This window comes from Vreelandella olivaria (assembly GCF_023507745.1).
Taxonomy (GTDB): domain Bacteria; phylum Pseudomonadota; class Gammaproteobacteria; order Pseudomonadales; family Halomonadaceae; genus Vreelandella; species Vreelandella olivaria_A.
In genome coordinates this window covers 13,365-29,026 of sequence record NZ_JALPZO010000124.1, presented here as the reverse complement: position 1 = coordinate 29,026, position 15,662 = coordinate 13,365, and the positions used below count along the sequence as shown (strand labels likewise).

Below are 15,662 nucleotides of genomic sequence, written 5' to 3'. Positions count from 1 at the left end.
ACAGCACGCCATAAAACGTAACAATAACAAATTTTTGCGTACAGTGGTGCTAGGGCATCTCAGTAAGTAAATACAATCAAACATGCGCTTTCTATTGTTCACCTTATGCTGGCAACCTAGAATACCGCGCGTCGGTGTTCCTTCGGGAACCTAATAGAGAATCCGCCGTGGCTGATTAGCCGCGAAACGGAACTGCCCCCGCAACTGTAGGCGGTTAGCGACGCTCAACAATGCCACTGGACACTCTGTCTGGGAAGGCGAGCTAGCAATGACCCGTCAGTCAGGAGACCTGCCGACACTTGTTAATTAATCGAGCGGAGCTGCGCAGCCACTATTGCCGTGTAGGCGACTTTCATTGTATCGCTGCCTGGGCGCTCCGCTCATCATGCACGGGAGTGTACATGATGTTGAGATTGACCATGGCAATCGCCGCAAGTGTCACTGCTCTTTGGCAGACGGCTCACGCCTCCACCGAATACCCCCTAACGCTTTCGAGTTGCGGACACGAAATCACCTTGGAACAGGCTCCTGAAAGCGTTGTCAGTATCGGGCAGGCACCTACTGAAATGCTGTATATGCTGGGCCTTGCTGACAACATTGCCGGTACTGCGTTGTGGATCAGCCCAGTGCTGGAAGAGTTTGCCGACATAGATGCCGGGGTGGAGCGACTTTCAGATAATGCCCCCAGCTATGAAAGTGTGGTCACTAAAGAGCCTGATCTGGTGGTGTCCGCCTATGAGTGGATGATTGGACCCTCAGGCATGGTAGGCACTTTTGAGATGTTTGAGGACGCAGGCATCCCTGTTTGGACCCTCCCTACAGATTGCGTTGGGAAAGATAACAGCCAAAGCATGGACGGTAGCCGCACCACTCTCTTCGACACCGAACTGCTCTACGAAAGCATCGCAACGCTGGCTGCCATCTTTGGCATCGCCGAGCACGGCGGTGACGTTATCGCTGAGCTCCGGGCCCGTGAAGATGCTGCGATAGCCAGGGCTGAGCATCTCGATTTACCCAGCGATCTCAGTGGTGTTTTCTGGTACTCCTCGGCCGATCTCAGCATTGACCCTTATGTAGCGGGCGCCAATAGCGTACCGAGCTGGATGATGGCTGAGCTGGGCATACGTAACGTGGTGACCTCGGAAGAGGAGTGGCCCACCGTTGGCTGGGAAACTATCGCCCGAAGCAACCCCACTTTTATTGCTGCTGCCAGTATGGATCGTCGCCGCTTTCCCGCTGACGATATTGCGGTTAAGCGAGAATTCCTTTACTTCGATCCTGTTACCAGTACGACCGAGGCCGTGCAGAATAATCGCATTATTGAAATCGACGCACATGCGATGGACCCGTCGATTCGCGCGATCCTTGCACTGGAAACACTCGCCGACAAACTCACTGAATTCAATCTTTCAGAATGATACCTGCGGCTAGGCCAGCACTAACCAGAGCCTCCTGGCTATGTATCGCACCCCTGGTGCTACTGGCAGCATTGCTGTTTGGTACCGCTGTTGGTGAAACACAGATACCGTTTTCGACAGTGATTGACGTATTGAGCACTCAACTTGGGCTGAGCGACCGCCATATCAGCACTGTGGATGAAGCCGTTATCTGGCACTACCGGATGGCAAGGGCAGTGGTCGCAGCCTGCTGTGGGGCAGGTCTTGCGTTGTCGGGGCTGGTACTGCAGGCACTGCTGCGCAATGCCCTGGCCGATCCCTATCTGCTGGGAATTTCCGCAGGGGCCTCCACCGGAGTCGTCATGGTCACAGTGGCGGGCATCGGTGCCGGGGTTATTTCCATGTCAGTTGGGGCGTTTACCGGCGCCCTGACCGCCTTTGCCTTCGTCGCAATGCTTGCCTATATGTCGGGCGGGACAGGGGTAAGAAGCGCAGGTGTGCTGATTCTGGCCGGGATTGCCGGCGCCCAGCTCTTCAATGCGCTTACGGCGTTTATCATCGCGCAATCCGCTAGTGCTGAGCAGGCCCGCGGCATTATGTTCTGGCTATTGGGCAGCCTTTCGGGAGTGCGCTGGCCAGATGCATGGCTGGCAATGCCTATTGCGGGGCTCGCGGTAGGCATGGCCTGCTGGCATGTTCGTACGCTCGATGCATTTACCTTCGGCACTGAAAGCGCTGCTGTGCTGGGTATCAACCTACGCTGGACCAAAATCCTGCTCATCAGCACCACTGCGCTGGTAACGGCGATAATGGTATCCATCACTGGAGCTATTGGCTTTGTAGGCCTTGTGGTACCCCATGCATGCAGGTTGATAGTAGGCGTACGCCACCGCCAACTGGTACCTGCCACAGCCCTGATGGGGGCTGTTTTTCTGATTGTCTCGGACGTTGTCTCACGGATTATCATTCCCGGACAGGTCGTGCCCATTGGCGTTATTACCGCCTTGGTGGGTGCTCCCGCTTTTGCACTCATCATGGTGCGGGGGCGTCGGCGATGAACGATATCTCAATCCTCGATGCCCAGGGTATCGCCTGGGCAGTGAAGGGTCATACCATTATCAGTGATATTGATATCTGCCTTCGGGAAGGCGAGACCCTTGGTTTGATCGGCCCCAACGGTTCGGGAAAATCAACATTACTACGCATTATGGCTGGCCTGCTCAAACCCACTAGCGGCAACATTTGCCTCAAAGGCCAACCGATGCAGCGAATGGCCCGGCGCCAGATTGCCCGGCTGGTCACACTGGTTTCTCAACAGGCCGAGACCGAAGACCGCATCACCGTGCGCGATGCGGTAGAGCTGGGGCGCACACCCTGGCTGACCGCACTCAATCCGTGGGGCGCCAACGATGAGGCAGCCGTCACCCAGGCACTTCAGGCGGTCAATATGGAAGCGATGAGTACGCGGGAATGGAGCACTCTTTCAGGCGGTGAGCGGCAGCGTGTGCACATCGCCCGCGCCCATGCGCAATCGCCTGAATTACTGCTCCTGGACGAGCCAACCAATCACCTCGATATCCACCATCAGCTAGCCATTCTCGACCTTGTGAAAACACTACCGGTTACGGCCGTGATTGCACTTCACGATATACACCACGCATTACGCTGCGACCGCATACTGGTGCTGAAAGCGGGTAAAAAGGTGGCCCTGGGTCCACCTGCCAACACTCTAACCAGCGACCTTATGCGTCACGTATTCTCCGTCGATGCTCGCATGGTTCCCGACCCCGCCGGAGGCGCCTCGCTTATTTCCTTCCAACGGATTCACTCAACATGAAGCGACTGTTCCGACTTGCCACACTGCTTTGCCTGTTACCGCTGGCTGCAATGGCCGAGACCCACACCGTCGAGATGCTTAATCGCGACGATACGGGGCCGATGCCCTTTGCGCCTGGCTATCTGGTGATTCAACCGGGAGATACCGTCAAGTTTTTGGCTACACATCCGGGTCATAATGCCGCCTCTATTGGTGAGATGATTCCTGAAGGCGGTGAGGCATTTGTCGGTAATATTAATGAAGAAATAGAGGTGACACTGCACGCAGAAGGCATCTGGGGCATTAAGTGCTCTCCGCACTACACCATGGGGATGGTGATGCTCATTCAGGTTGGCGACACGGCCGCAACCGAAGATGATCTGCCGGACTCTCTCCCACCCGCCGCACGGCAGCGCTTGCTGGATATTCTGGAGCAACGCCCAGATAACGGCTGATACCACCACAGGTAGCGGCTTAACGTGATAAATCACTTAAACTGCTTATCTGCGCCTGGCTTATCTGGCCAACATGACTACTGAATCGGCACAAACACCGGCGCCCCCTCCACCTCTACCGTAGCCAGACGCTGTTGGTAGAGCCGCTCTAAAGCCCTGGGCACCAGCATAGTATCACGCTCCCCCCAACAGGCCTCTCCGTTGGGGTACAGCAGCAGAACATGGTCACACCAGCGTGCAGCCAGGTTAAGGTCATGCAGGCACATCATCACCGCGTTGCCCTCGGCAGCCTGCCGTGCCATCAGCGCCATGACAGCACTTTGGTGATGCAGGTCCAGATGATTGGTGGGTTCATCGGCCAGCCAAATCTCAGGGGCCTGAGTCAATACAGTGGCCACCGCAACCCGTTGGCGCTCCCCGCCTGATAGTGTGCTCACCAAGCGATCACGCAGGTGCAACACGTCCAGCTTCTCAAGGGCTGCTTCGGCACGGGCATAATCGTCGGCCCCTTCCATCTGCCACATTGAAAGATAGGGGTGACGCCCTATCAGGGCGGTTTCCAGCACAGTGGCGGGGAAACCATCCAGGCGCTCCTGAAACACCAGTCCCAGCGTGCGGGCGATGTGGCGCCTGCGCATCGCCTCAATGCTATGCCCCGCCAATAACACTTGTCCTGAACGCGGTGCATTCAGCCCTGCCAGAGTGTGAAGCAAAGTGGTTTTACCCGCGCCATTGGGGCCAAGAACCCCCCACACCTGCCCAGGTTCGATAGTTAAATTCAGTGGCGTACCGCCACTACGGCCAGGCACATTGATGATGAGGTCTTGAGTGACAAGGCTGCTCATCAGTGACTCCGGTAGAGTAGAAAAAGGAACGTTGGTACGCCCAGTAACGCGGTAATCACTCCTACCGGTAGCTGTTCAGGCGCAATCATTGTACGCGCAAGCGTATCAGCCAATACCAGTAACGTGCCCCCCGCCAACGCACATGCCGGTAAAATCAAACGCTGATCATTGCCCAACAGCAAACGCAGCATATGGGGCACTACCAGCCCTACAAACCCTATACTGCCTGCGGTGGTCACAGCGGCGGCCGTTAGCAGGCTCGCTGTCACATAAATGCCCCACTCCAAAGGGCGAACATCAACCCCCAGTGCAGCAGCCTGTTGTGGGCCCCGGGCCAATACATTCAGGCTACGTCCCAGGGGTATCAGCACCATACAGGTAGCTAATAACAGCAGTAGCGGTGGCCAGGGGGTACGGGAATAGGAGAGATCCCCCATTAACCAATACAGCATGCCTGGTAAGCGCTCGGCAGGGCTGAGTGCCAGCATCAGGGTAATGACCGCTCCCCAACCCGCGGCCACGACCACGCCGGTCAAGAGCAGGCGCGAAGGGGTCCAGCCGCCTCGGCCATGGGCTAACCCGAATACGAGAAAGGTGGAAAGCAGTGCGCCTGCAAAAGCAGAGCCAGAAATGAGTACACCACCCAGCCCTGTCAGCATCGCCGCTAGAGCACCGATGGAAGCACCGCCGGAAAGGCCCAACACATAGGGGTCAGCAAGCGGGTTACGCAACAGCACCTGCATTAATGCGCCAGCAACCGCCAGCAGCCCACCCACGGCGAAGGCGGAAAACGCTCGGGGCAGGCGTAAATCAAGCACCAGTGTCCGCGCCAGTGCATCCCCCCTGCCCTGTACCACTTCCCATAACTGGGCAAGCGACAGCTGCGCACTGCCTACCGCCAGGGAAAACAGCATGGCGGCGGCGGCAATGAATGCCAGCAGACTCAGGGGTTGCCACAGGCGTATCGTCATTAGCCAGCCCTGCGTTGCTGGCGGACTTGTTCCAGCTTTTCGCATAGTAACCGGGCACCCTCCAATAACCGTGGTGTAGGGCGCTGAATCAATGAGGGGGGCACAAAGTAGAGGTTATTTTCTTCCACAGCGGCCAGATGGGTATATTGCTCCCAGTGAGTCAACCAATGGCGGTTCTCCTCCCCCATGCCACCGGCAATAATCACATCGGGGTTGGCTGCCAATACGGCTTCATCGTCCAGCCTGGGTACCAGACGAGGTTGGTCAGCAAAGACGTTATCACCACCACATAGCCGGACAACCTGACCAATCAGGTGCTCGCCATTGACACTCATCAATGGCTCATCCCAGACCTGATAAAACGTGCGTACCGGTGCATGATCACCATAACGGGCAGTCAGATCGGCCATTCCTTCCCTGAACCCATCCGCCACGCTCTGACCTGCTACCTCCGTCCCTGCTAAGCGTGCCAAGCGCTCGATGGTATGGGCAACGCCGTCCACCGTACGTGGTTCAATATAGAAAATCGGCATACCCAGGGCTTCCAGCGTTTCAAGCTGCTCAGCCGGGTTGCCTGTTACCCAGCCAATCACCAAATCTGGCGCTAACCCTACCAGGGTTTCCAAATCGATACGGGTATGGCTACCGACAGACGTAACCTCCCTGGCTTCCGGCGGGTAGTCACTAAAGGACACCACGGCAACGACCTGATTACCCGCGCCCGCTGCGTAGGTTAATTCCGTTGCCCCAGGTGACAAAGTGGCAATGCGCCTTGCGGGATCATGCAGGCAAACCTCTCGATCCAGGTCATCAATGGCACAGCGCGCGGGGTCATCATATGCGAATAACGGGTCCGCAAGCCCGCTGACCGCAAGAGCCAGCAATAACGCAGGGCCCAAGGCCCTGCACGCTTTGCCAGGTTTATTGGCCAAAGTGAACACTCAGGAACCCTGCCCGGCCTGCGTTGATATAGTCCGCACCATCAAAGGAGCGTGTTGTGATGTAGTCCTGATCCAGCACATTTTCCAGCGTTAGCCGGGCGCTCCATAGCGGAGCAAATTGCCAGCCCGCACGCAGATTAACCAGCCCATAGCCACTCAGGCGATCCTGATTTTGCGCGTCACGGTAGCGGTGGTTCTGTGCAACCCATGACCCACCCAACGACCATTCGCCTATCTCACGGTCCGCATCCAAACGAATACTTTGGGAGGCACGGTTCTGTAGGCGGTTGCCCGTCTGGCGATTTTCCGGGTCTGTGTAAGTAAGTGCGGCCGCCAAGGTCCAGCCATCGAGTTGAAGGCCACCAGCCAGTTCTGCACCACGAATTCGGCTTTCAGGAACATTGGATTGCAGTTGCCCCTGACCAGCGATCAGGTTATCAATATCGGTTTGATAAAGGGCGGCATCCCAGAACCAGTTGGCATATTGGCCACGTACGCCAACCTCAACGGTTTCAGAGGTTTCGGATTCAAGGTCCGGGTTTCCAAAGCCGGGGTAATAAAGCTGGTTATAGGTCGGCGCATTAAAAGCGGTGCCGTAGTTTGCGCGCAGTGTATGGCGGCCATCCAGCTCATAACCTACCCCAACACTGCCGGTAACTTCCTTGCCGTAGGCTTCATTGTCATCAAAACGAAGACTGGCCTGCAGAGTAACCGGCGAGAAGTCTAATAGCGCCTGAGAAAAAACAGCCGTATTACTGCGACTGGTCTCATCGTACTCGACCGTACTGCTTACCTTATCTTCGCTATATTCGGCCCCCGCGATAATTTCGTGCACGCCAGCGGTGAAGATATTCTCCCAACGAGCGGTTTGTACTTTGGTATCAAATACCGAATCACCCAAACTGCCAAAGTCATCACTTTCATCGCGGGATTCACTAAGCGTTAAACGGCTACGCCAGTTCTCCATGACGGGCACTTCACCGTAAATACCGGCGACCTGCTGCACGAAATCGTTTTCTCCACCATCATATTCATTATTACCGCGAGCACGCAGTGCCAATACCCCCACCTTGGTACCACTTTCAAACGTATGTGCAATCCGTACCAATGCAGAGGTATTGTCATACCCTTTATCGTCCCCATCACGACGAATGGGTTGGCCGTCCGTCGAGAAGTGGCTACCCGCAAAGCTATAGCTTGTGCCACCTTCACGACCGTTAATACCAGCACTTACCCGTTGCGTATTGAACGAGCCACCTCCTACGGAAATACGTGGTTGTGGCCCTTCCTCGCTCCCCTGTGGTGTAAACAGCTGAATGACCCCACCCATGGCATCTGCGCCATAGAGGCTGCCACGAGGCCCACGCACAATCTCAGCGCGGTTAAACATCCGAGGGTCCAGATACGACCACGCCGCACCACCGCTGGTGGCAGAGCGAAGGCGGATACCGTCTATCAGCAGTACGTTCTGGGAACTGCCTGTTCCACGTATAAAGACGCTGCTATTTTTACCAAAGCTACCATTACTGGAAACATCAACACCCGGCTGACCACGAAAAAGGTCGGTGATACTGACCGGGTCATGGCGTCGCAGGGCAGCTTCATCCAGCACCGTGACGGATGAAAGACTTTCATCAGCGGTACGCGGTGCAAGTGCTGCCGTAACAACCACGGGGTTCAATGTTTCGCTTGCAGGGGCCATACTGTTTTGATCTGCCGTTTGAGCCTGCACCGCCATGGGCAGTGCTGCCATGGCAAACGCTGCCAGCCTGGCAGTAGTCGGTAGGTTGGTCATGAAAGGATCCCTTGCTCGCTGTGCTCACCCGCACAGCGTGTTTTTTTGACCGAGCAGAGGGAAATAAAGAAGGGAGGTAAGTAAGGCTGCCCAGACGGCTACCTGTATCACCCCTGAGTACGCCCTCCGCGTCCCGGCATGGTGTGGTTCCATGGAACCGTCACTCCTGGGCCGGTCTCCGGGCTGACGAGCGAAAGGCAGTGTGTAGGGCAAAACACTTACTGGGCCTTTCTGAACGACCACCTTCCCATGCCTGAGCACAGTGGCGTTTTATAGCCGTTCTTCTCTCGATCACCGTTGCGGGGGCAGCGTCGGAATCACGCAGAGCGTTCACCAACTTCCCGTTTCATTGGCGGCTTGTTCACCACCAACACCTAAGAGTGTGCGTAAACTAGCAACTTGCTGTAGCAGGGTCAATGATACTGCTCAGAGAGAGTGTGTAATGCCTTAACCAGGCCATGGCGTACATACCATACCTGCTCGGCCCGAGCCGCGGCATCCTGGCTAAACCAGCCGTTCAAATCACGCAAGCGGCGCTGTTCGCGTTCAATGGGTACAATTCCTCGACTAATGTCGCTGACAATAATCACCAGCACCACATTGTGGCGTTCGGCAGCGCACTGTAGCGCTGCCATGTCGTCCCGCCATTGAGCCCGACACTCATCACTACTCATGTCTGCATCCACCTCCGCTGTCAGCCACTCGAGTACATCGTGGAGTACCAGGGGGGTGTTAGGCAGCATATGGTTAATGCATTCTCGAAGCCGTTGGCCGGGAACCAGTTGCCACCAGACTGCATCAAAAAACCGGGCTCTGACTACATCTCGCTTACCTGCGCAGGCACCGCCGATGAATAGTTGCACTGCCACTCTCCTTTGCTGTGCCCACCTGTTTGATAGGCGAGTTTCCAACGTCTTCCCTGAGCCTGTTGCACCGTGCCATCCCAAAAATCGATGGTTTCAAAACGACGGCGCAATTCACGGATAACACCACCATGAGTCACTGCCAGCACTTTCTGATAACCGCCCTGCCGTGCCTCATAAGCAACATCCAGAAGCCATGCCTCTAACCGTTCCCGCAATTGAGCGGCTGACTCACCACCAGGGATTTGTAGCTCACCGACGCTATCCACCCAGGCGCGGTAAAGAGGGAGCGTTTTCAATTCATCGTAAACTTTGCCTTCGTAATCGCCAAAATCCAGCTCCCTAAGGCGAGGTTCCAGGTGTACCGGGATATCGGGCCGAGCAGCCTGCGTCCAGGCCAGCGTCTGTTGGCAACGCTTTAAGTCGCTGGAATAAATGACGTCAAAACATTCACCAGCCAATGCTTCCCGCAGGGTTAAAAGTCCGTTTTCGGCATTGGGAAACAGTAATGGAATATCACGCTGACCCTGGTAACGGCGCTCTACATTCCAGGCAGTGATACCATGGCGAACTGCCACCAACTCCACATTAAGATCAGCAGCCAAAGCTCTTCTCCTTCAATAATGGCACCCACCATATCGCCATTGATACCGTGAAACAGCCGCAGCAGCACTGCCCGTACCAACCAGATAAAAAGCATCGTCGCGGCCAGCCAGCCTAGCAGGCCAGGAAAAAACACAGCTACCGGTAGCAGTGGCACCAGCGCATAAAACAGATCCGGCGGAGCGAGTGACTGCTGCCAACTCCACGCTAACCCTTTGGGGTGGGCACAAGGCGTAAGAACGAGTAGCACTACCCCAGCCCAGCGGCCTAAAGCGGGTATCACTAGCAACCACCATAGTGGTGCCTGGTAGTGCAATAATGCCCACAATAAAACACCTTTCCAGGCCAGCAAAAACAGCACCGCAAGAATGCCAAAACTGCCTACCTGGGGGTCTTTCATTATTTCCCAACGCCGTGCTAAGGGCTGATTACTGCCCAGCGCATCGGCAAGATCCATGATGCCATCAAGATGCAAGCCGCCGGACACGGCCACCCACAGGCTGAGCAACAGCATGGCAGCAATGGGAGCAGGTGTCCCAAGTGTCACCAGGAACACTGCAGCAAGGGCCAGCACACCGCCTATCAGCAGGCCCACCAGGGGGTAGGCACGCACCGCCCAGCGCCGGGTAGCAGGTGTCCAGGGGCATAAGATAGAAACCGGCAAACGGGTTAAAAACTGTAACGCCAGTAAAGTACCGAAAAGCGCATTTTTCACACTGGTTTTCCATCCAACTTCCACTCAATGGCGTGCCCTGCCACCACTTCGAGTACTGAGTCGGCCTTCACCGCCAGCCAGCGATGCAAACACTGTAAAAACGCAACATAACGTCTGGTTTCCGGGTTTGGGGGCAATATATCTTCATTCAGATCATTAGAGACAATGACTAAATGAAGACCACGGGAATGGGCATCCTCCAGGCTGCGCTTAAATAACGCCAACCCTTCTGCTTCGCTTAACTCGGCACTATAGAGCACCTGGCTGGCCCAAAGGGTAAGGCAATCAAGCAGTACGGCCTGGCCATCAGGCACTTGGGTAATCGCGTGATCCAGCGCAACCGGGGCTTCCAGGGTGATCCATTGAGTATCACGACAGGCTTTATGCCGCTCAACCCGTTCAGCCATTTCCGCGTCAAACACAGTGGCCGTCGCAATGTAGTAACAGGTAGTGTCTTTTGCTGCCTCAAGCACATGCTGCTCAGCCAATCCACTTTTACCAGAGCGTACACCACCGCTAACAAAGACAATCATTGAGCACCTTTAACAACCGGTTATTGGCATCTTTGTCCCTCAGCGCCAGCCGCAACCAGGCGCCCTCCAGCCCGGTAAAACTGTAGGTATGCCGGGTCAACATACCGCGGCACAACAAGCGCTCAAAAAGCAGTGCACTTGAAATACCATTACGTTGCTGCACACCTCCAGGGCGTACCAAAAAGAAACAGGTGTGGCTTGGCACCACCTCCAACCCGAGCGCCAAAAGCTCTCGATTCATTCGGGGCTGTTCGCTGGTAAGCCACTGACGCGTTTTTTCTGCAAAGGCATTATCAGCCAATAGTGAGGGCACCAACTCAGCGGCGAGGTGATTCACACTCCACGGTGGCTGGTAAACCGCAAGCCGATTAATCATTGTGGCAGACGCCATCACGTAGCCCAAGCGTATGCCGGGAAGGGTATAAAACTTGGTCATCGAGCGCAGCAGAATCAGGTGCGGGTATTGGGCCAGTAATGGGGTCAGTGCCTCCTCATCCAGTGACAAATCAATAAAGGCTTCATCAACCACCACATGGGTACCAGCCGGCTGAGTATGGGCGAGCAGCGTCTTAATGGTATCGAGTGAAATAAGCGTACCCGTAGGATTATTTGGGCGGCACACGAACACGACATCCACACACGCCGCTTGCTCCAGTAAGGTGGCGGGCTCACAGGTAAAATACGGAGCCTGTAGTGGGTATGATGTTATTTCCAGACGGTGGGCACTACAGGCCCTGGCATACTCGCCAAAACTGGGGGTCAGTATCAGTGCCTGCCCCCCTGCATGTAGCGCAGCAGCAAGAAAAATGGCCTCTGCTCCACCATTGGTAAGCAGCACTTGCTCGGGCTGGACACCATTTTGGGCGGCAATTGCCTCCCTTGCAGGCGCATAGTCAGGTGCGGGGTAGCGGCTCAGTCCAGCAATACGCTCTTGCAGCACACCAGCCACCCATGGCGGTGGCCCGTTCGGGTTCAAGTTGGCGCTAACATCTTCATAACCATGATCAGTGGGTAATCCAAAACGTTGCAGTAATGCGGTGCCCTGACCACCGTGGCTTGGCCAACCCATGGCATCAGAGGATTGGGACTCTAGGGTCATATAACTCCCCTACTCGTTATTGTGACTATCCCCATAAACACACATGCCATCAGCAGGAAAAACAGCAGCCAAGCCCCGTGCATTAAGCGAATAGCCCTATCGATATGCACCACCTTAAGGGGTTCCCGTGGGCTACCCAATGTAGCGCGATGGGAAACGGTGCCTTGATAAACGTTTGTGCCACCTAACTGCACACCCAGTAAATTAGCCACCATGGCTTCTGGCCAGCCAGCATTGGGACTGGGGTGGCGTGGCGCCTGCTGGCACGTTTTCGTTAGCGCTCCCTGCCAACGAAAACGTGCCTGGTGAATACAATTAAGCGCTATCCCCGCCCCCCATAAGCAGAGTGCCGTTAGCCTTGCCGGTAGCCAGTTGGCGATATCATCCAGCTTTGCCGAAGCATAGCCAAAATCATTAAAACGGGAGTTGCGGTGGCCTACCATGGAGTCAAGTGTATTGATCGCTTTATAGGCCAGAGCCAGCGGAGCACCACCCAGCAGCGCAAAAAACAGCGGCGCGGTAATACCATCCACACTATTTTCAGCGATGGTTTCTACCGCACCTCGGGTAATCTCTGCCTCATCCAGCTGCTCAGTATCCCGCCCCACCACCATGGAGAGCGCTCTGCGAGCGGCAGGAAAGTCCCCCTGGGCAAGCGGCACGGCAATCGCACGCCCTGCCTCAGCCAGGCCTTTAATAGCCAGTGCGGTAGCCAGCAGCCATAGTTCCGCCATCAACCCCAGCCAGGGGTGTAGCCAGGTTAGTAACGCCAGCCCCCACCACGCGACAGCAAAGGTGCCCAATACAGTGGTAGTGGTGAGCATAAATCCAGACAGTCGGCGACGCTGTTGAGAACCCTGGTTCCAGCGTTTTTCCAGCGTACTGATAGCGTGACCGATCATCACCACTGGATGAGGCAGCGAACGCGGGTCTCCCACGACTAAGTCGATAACAATAGCCACCGCCACCATGCATAAGGCGGTGGTTAAATAATCACTTAGCCACATCATAGCGTGGTGTTATCACTAACGCCCGCGTCGGCAAAGGTGGCCATTTCACGGAGCATTGCCGATGCTGCCTGAAGTAACGGAAATGCCAGTGCCGCACCGCTCCCTTCGCCAAGACGCATCCCCAGTGCCAATAGCGGCTTGGCCTTCAATGCGTGTAGTGCAGTGGCATGGCCCAGCTCCTCAGAGCGGTGGCTGAAAATCAGGTAGCCGCGTACCGCCGGGCATAATCTGCAGGCGGCCAACGCCGCCACCGTAGCAATAAAACCATCCACGATGGCAGGTAAACGATGTGCCGCTGACGCCAGGTAAGCGCCGGTCATCGCCGCGATTTCAAGTCCACCCAACTTTGCCAGCACCTCCAGGGGAGCGTCGGCATCCGCTTTTCGATTTTGCAGGGCGCGCTCAATAACCGCGACTTTATGCGCTTGCTGTGCACTGCTGATCCCGGTACCTGCGCCTACCACTTGCGCCACCGGCACACCGGTAAATACCGCCAGCATGGCGCTACTGGCAGTGGTATTGGCAATCCCCATTTCGCCGACAATCATGCATCTTGCCCCAGCTTGACTGGCCCGCTCCACAGCCGCCACACCTACGCCGATGGCAGCGAGGGCTTCGTCGGCATGCATCGCGTCATCCACCACCATATTGGCTGTCCCCGCACGCACGCTGGCAAGGGTGACACCTGGGGTCGTTAAGGCAGACACCATTCCAACATCCACCACCTCAACCCGGGCATCTATCTGGCGGGAAAACACATTGATGGCAGCGCCGCCATTGGCGAAATTAGCGACCATTTGTGCCGTTACTGCCTGAGGAAAGGCAGAAACCCCCTCTTCAGCCACGCCATGATCAGCAGCAAACACCACCACCTGGGGCGGCATAACACGGGGGCTGGTGTTACCGCTAATCGCGCCAAGCTGAATGGCCAGCGCCTCCAACTCTCCCAGACTACCCGGTGGTTTGGTCAACGTATCCAGATAGGCACGGACGCGTTCACCGGCATCCTGGTTAATAGGCTGTATGTGCTTAATAATGGGGTGCATAGCGGCTCCATGGTAGCAAAACGGAAAAACAGAAACCGTTTAAGAGCGCAGAATAGTAACAAAACCAACGCCCTGGGTAGCCCCTTTATGCTGCTATTGCTGGCTCACTGCCGCATGGGGCTCTTCATCCGCTTGCCACCCGCCGCCCAGGGCTTTAAACAGTGTGGCTGCAGCGGCGAGCTGCTCTCTCCTGACGTCGGTCTGCTCCAACCGTGCAGCCAGCAAATTGCGCTCGGCGTCCAGCCGCTCAAGCTGGCTGATCTGCCCCTGGTCATACATTAAAACCGCGATGTCCCGGGTGCGCTCTATCGCCTCTATCTGCTCATCCACTGCCGCTGCCCGCTGGGAGATAAAGTCATAACTGAACAGAGCGTCACGCACCTCGTTAAAGGCGGTCAAAACCGTCAGGCGATACTGCGCTTCGGCCTGTTCGACCAGGGCTTCAGCGCTCTCCACACCAGCTCGGGTACGGCCAAAATCAAAGATTGGGCCCATAACAGAGGCCCCAAGCCCCCACGTTCTGGCAACATCGCTGAATAGGTCACCGCTACTGGCGGCAGCGGTGCCAATAAACGTACTCAGGTTAAGTGAGGGAAGGCGGCGGGCTTCAGCTACTCCCACCTGGGCCGTCGCGGCAATCAGAGCGGCCTCCGCCGAGCGGATATCAGGCCGACGCTGCAATAATTCCGAGGGCATCACCTGGGGAATTTTTTCGGGTTGGGCAATATCAGCAAGCTGGGTGCTTCCGGTATCAAGCGCGCTTATAAGCTCGTTGGGCGACATACCCACTAAAACGCCCAGTGCGCCACGCAGCGACTCAACCTGCTGCGCCAGTGCTGGAAGCTCTGTCCGCAGCCCTTGCCACTCCGCTTCGGCCTGCCTGACTTCCAGCTCACTGATATCGCCATGGTCAAAGCGCAGGCGCTGTAAGCGATACGTCTCCTCATAAGAGGCCAGCGTTTCTTCTAACAGCTGCTGCTGAGCCTCCGCACTTTTGAGATTGAAATAGGTGGTGACTACATCGCCAATCACTCCAATCTCGGCGGCATCCTTGGCAAACTGGCTTTCCTGAAAAGCTGCCAGGGCAGCTTCGCGCTCATTGGCCAGACGCCCCCACAAATCCAGCTCATACTCCAGGCTGGCAGCCAGAGAGTATTGATTGTTAGTGGATGTCAGCAAGTCCTGGATAGGTTCAAAATCGATGGGCAGCGCCGCACCGGGCGTACGCTCGCGGGTGGCCTCAGCCTGATATCCAACGGTTGGAAACTGCTCCGCTTCTGCAAATCCCAGTTGCGCCCGAGCCTCTTGGATACGCGCTAACTGTATCATTAACTCAAGATTTTCCTGGGCTGCGCGCTCCACTAACTGATTCAGGGCCGGGTCGTTAAACTGGCGCCACCAATGACGCCAGGCATCCCGATCCTGCTGACTCAAATTAATATGTTCGGGCCACGTTTCGGGCAACGCAATATCCGGCGACTGGTACTCAGGCCCCACCGCGCAACCACTTAATAGCAGGGCCAAAGCGATGCCGGTACAGCAGCGCTTTTGATAACGCATCCCCTGAGCCGTT

16 protein-coding genes and 2 riboswitches are annotated in these 15,662 nt (G+C 56.2%); of the genes, 4 read left to right on the top strand and 12 right to left on the bottom strand.

Annotated elements, in window-relative coordinates; genetic code table 11:
* Positions 1 to 115 precede the first annotated feature (115 nt).
* A riboswitch (cobalamin riboswitch) is annotated at positions 116 to 311 on the top strand.
* A 90-nt stretch (positions 312 to 401) separates the two neighbouring features.
* From HP566_RS14235 to HP566_RS14220, 4 genes are read left to right on the top strand one after another with little or no spacing between them, the layout of a single operon-like run.
* Complete coding sequence (locus HP566_RS14235; RefSeq protein WP_249977936.1) at positions 402 to 1,418, top strand: ABC transporter substrate-binding protein; 1,017 nt, start codon at positions 402 to 404, stop codon at positions 1,416 to 1,418.
* The gene (locus HP566_RS14230; RefSeq protein WP_249977935.1) at positions 1,415 to 2,455 is read left to right on the top strand and encodes a FecCD family ABC transporter permease; all 1,041 of its coding nucleotides are present in this window, start codon (positions 1,415 to 1,417) and stop codon (positions 2,453 to 2,455) included. Before HP566_RS14235 ends, HP566_RS14230 begins: the two co-directional genes overlap by 4 nt.
* Entirely contained in the window at positions 2,452 to 3,234 is a 783-nt protein-coding gene (locus HP566_RS14225) for an ABC transporter ATP-binding protein (RefSeq protein ID WP_249977934.1), read from the top strand. Before HP566_RS14230 ends, HP566_RS14225 begins: the two co-directional genes overlap by 4 nt.
* On the top strand, positions 3,231 to 3,668 hold the full coding sequence (locus HP566_RS14220) for a pseudoazurin (protein WP_249977933.1): 438 nt from the start codon (positions 3,231 to 3,233) through the stop codon (positions 3,666 to 3,668). Before HP566_RS14225 ends, HP566_RS14220 begins: the two co-directional genes overlap by 4 nt.
* Before the next feature lie 77 nt (positions 3,669 to 3,745).
* Here HP566_RS14220 and HP566_RS14215 read toward each other — a convergent pair whose 3' ends face one another.
* The 12 genes from HP566_RS14215 to HP566_RS14160 all read right to left on the bottom strand — a co-directional run bounded on the left by HP566_RS14215 (position 3,746) and on the right by HP566_RS14160 (position 15,649).
* Positions 3,746 to 4,513 carry an ABC transporter ATP-binding protein gene (locus HP566_RS14215; RefSeq protein WP_249977932.1) on the bottom strand — a complete coding sequence of 256 codons (768 nt, stop codon included), beginning with the start codon at positions 4,511 to 4,513 and terminating at the stop codon, positions 3,746 to 3,748.
* Complete coding sequence (locus HP566_RS14210) at positions 4,513 to 5,484, bottom strand: FecCD family ABC transporter permease (protein ID WP_249977931.1); 972 nt, start codon at positions 5,482 to 5,484, stop codon at positions 4,513 to 4,515. The genes HP566_RS14215 and HP566_RS14210 overlap by 1 nt, the downstream gene beginning before the upstream one ends.
* Entirely contained in the window at positions 5,484 to 6,368 is an 885-nt protein-coding gene (locus HP566_RS14205; protein WP_249977951.1) for a cobalamin-binding protein, read from the bottom strand. Before HP566_RS14205 ends, HP566_RS14210 begins: the two co-directional genes overlap by 1 nt.
* Before the next feature lie 37 nt (positions 6,369 to 6,405).
* Complete coding sequence (locus HP566_RS14200; protein ID WP_249977930.1) at positions 6,406 to 8,220, bottom strand: TonB-dependent receptor domain-containing protein; 1,815 nt, start codon at positions 8,218 to 8,220, stop codon at positions 6,406 to 6,408.
* 152 nt (positions 8,221 to 8,372) lie between these two features.
* Positions 8,373 to 8,613, bottom strand: a riboswitch (cobalamin riboswitch).
* 20 nt (positions 8,614 to 8,633) lie between these two features.
* Positions 8,634 to 9,083 carry a bifunctional adenosylcobinamide kinase/adenosylcobinamide-phosphate guanylyltransferase gene (locus HP566_RS14195; protein WP_249977929.1) on the bottom strand — a complete coding sequence of 150 codons (450 nt, stop codon included), beginning with the start codon at positions 9,081 to 9,083 and terminating at the stop codon, positions 8,634 to 8,636.
* Complete coding sequence (locus tag HP566_RS14190) at positions 9,038 to 9,688, bottom strand: histidine phosphatase family protein (RefSeq protein ID WP_249977928.1); 651 nt, start codon at positions 9,686 to 9,688, stop codon at positions 9,038 to 9,040. Before HP566_RS14190 ends, HP566_RS14195 begins: the two co-directional genes overlap by 46 nt.
* Positions 9,625 to 10,401: an adenosylcobinamide-GDP ribazoletransferase gene (locus HP566_RS14185; protein WP_249977927.1), complete on the bottom strand. Its 777-nt coding sequence runs from the start codon at positions 10,399 to 10,401 to the stop codon at positions 9,625 to 9,627. The genes HP566_RS14190 and HP566_RS14185 overlap by 64 nt, the downstream gene beginning before the upstream one ends.
* Entirely contained in the window at positions 10,398 to 10,934 is a 537-nt protein-coding gene (locus HP566_RS14180; protein ID WP_249977926.1) for a bifunctional adenosylcobinamide kinase/adenosylcobinamide-phosphate guanylyltransferase, read from the bottom strand. Before HP566_RS14180 ends, HP566_RS14185 begins: the two co-directional genes overlap by 4 nt.
* On the bottom strand, positions 10,918 to 12,033 hold the full coding sequence (cobD, locus tag HP566_RS14175) for a threonine-phosphate decarboxylase CobD (protein ID WP_249977925.1): 1,116 nt from the start codon (positions 12,031 to 12,033) through the stop codon (positions 10,918 to 10,920). The genes HP566_RS14180 and cobD overlap by 17 nt, the downstream gene beginning before the upstream one ends.
* Entirely contained in the window at positions 12,030 to 13,043 is a 1,014-nt protein-coding gene (gene cbiB, locus HP566_RS14170) for an adenosylcobinamide-phosphate synthase CbiB (RefSeq protein WP_249977924.1), read from the bottom strand. Before cbiB ends, cobD begins: the two co-directional genes overlap by 4 nt.
* A complete protein-coding gene (cobT, locus tag HP566_RS14165; RefSeq protein WP_249977923.1) occupies positions 13,040 to 14,089 on the bottom strand; it encodes a nicotinate-nucleotide--dimethylbenzimidazole phosphoribosyltransferase in 1,050 nt (349 codons plus the stop codon). The genes cbiB and cobT overlap by 4 nt, the downstream gene beginning before the upstream one ends.
* 93 nt (positions 14,090 to 14,182) lie before the next feature.
* Positions 14,183 to 15,649, bottom strand: coding sequence for an efflux transporter outer membrane subunit (locus HP566_RS14160; protein ID WP_249977922.1), 1,467 nt, complete (start codon positions 15,647 to 15,649; stop codon positions 14,183 to 14,185).
* Positions 15,650 to 15,662 lie beyond the last annotated feature (13 nt).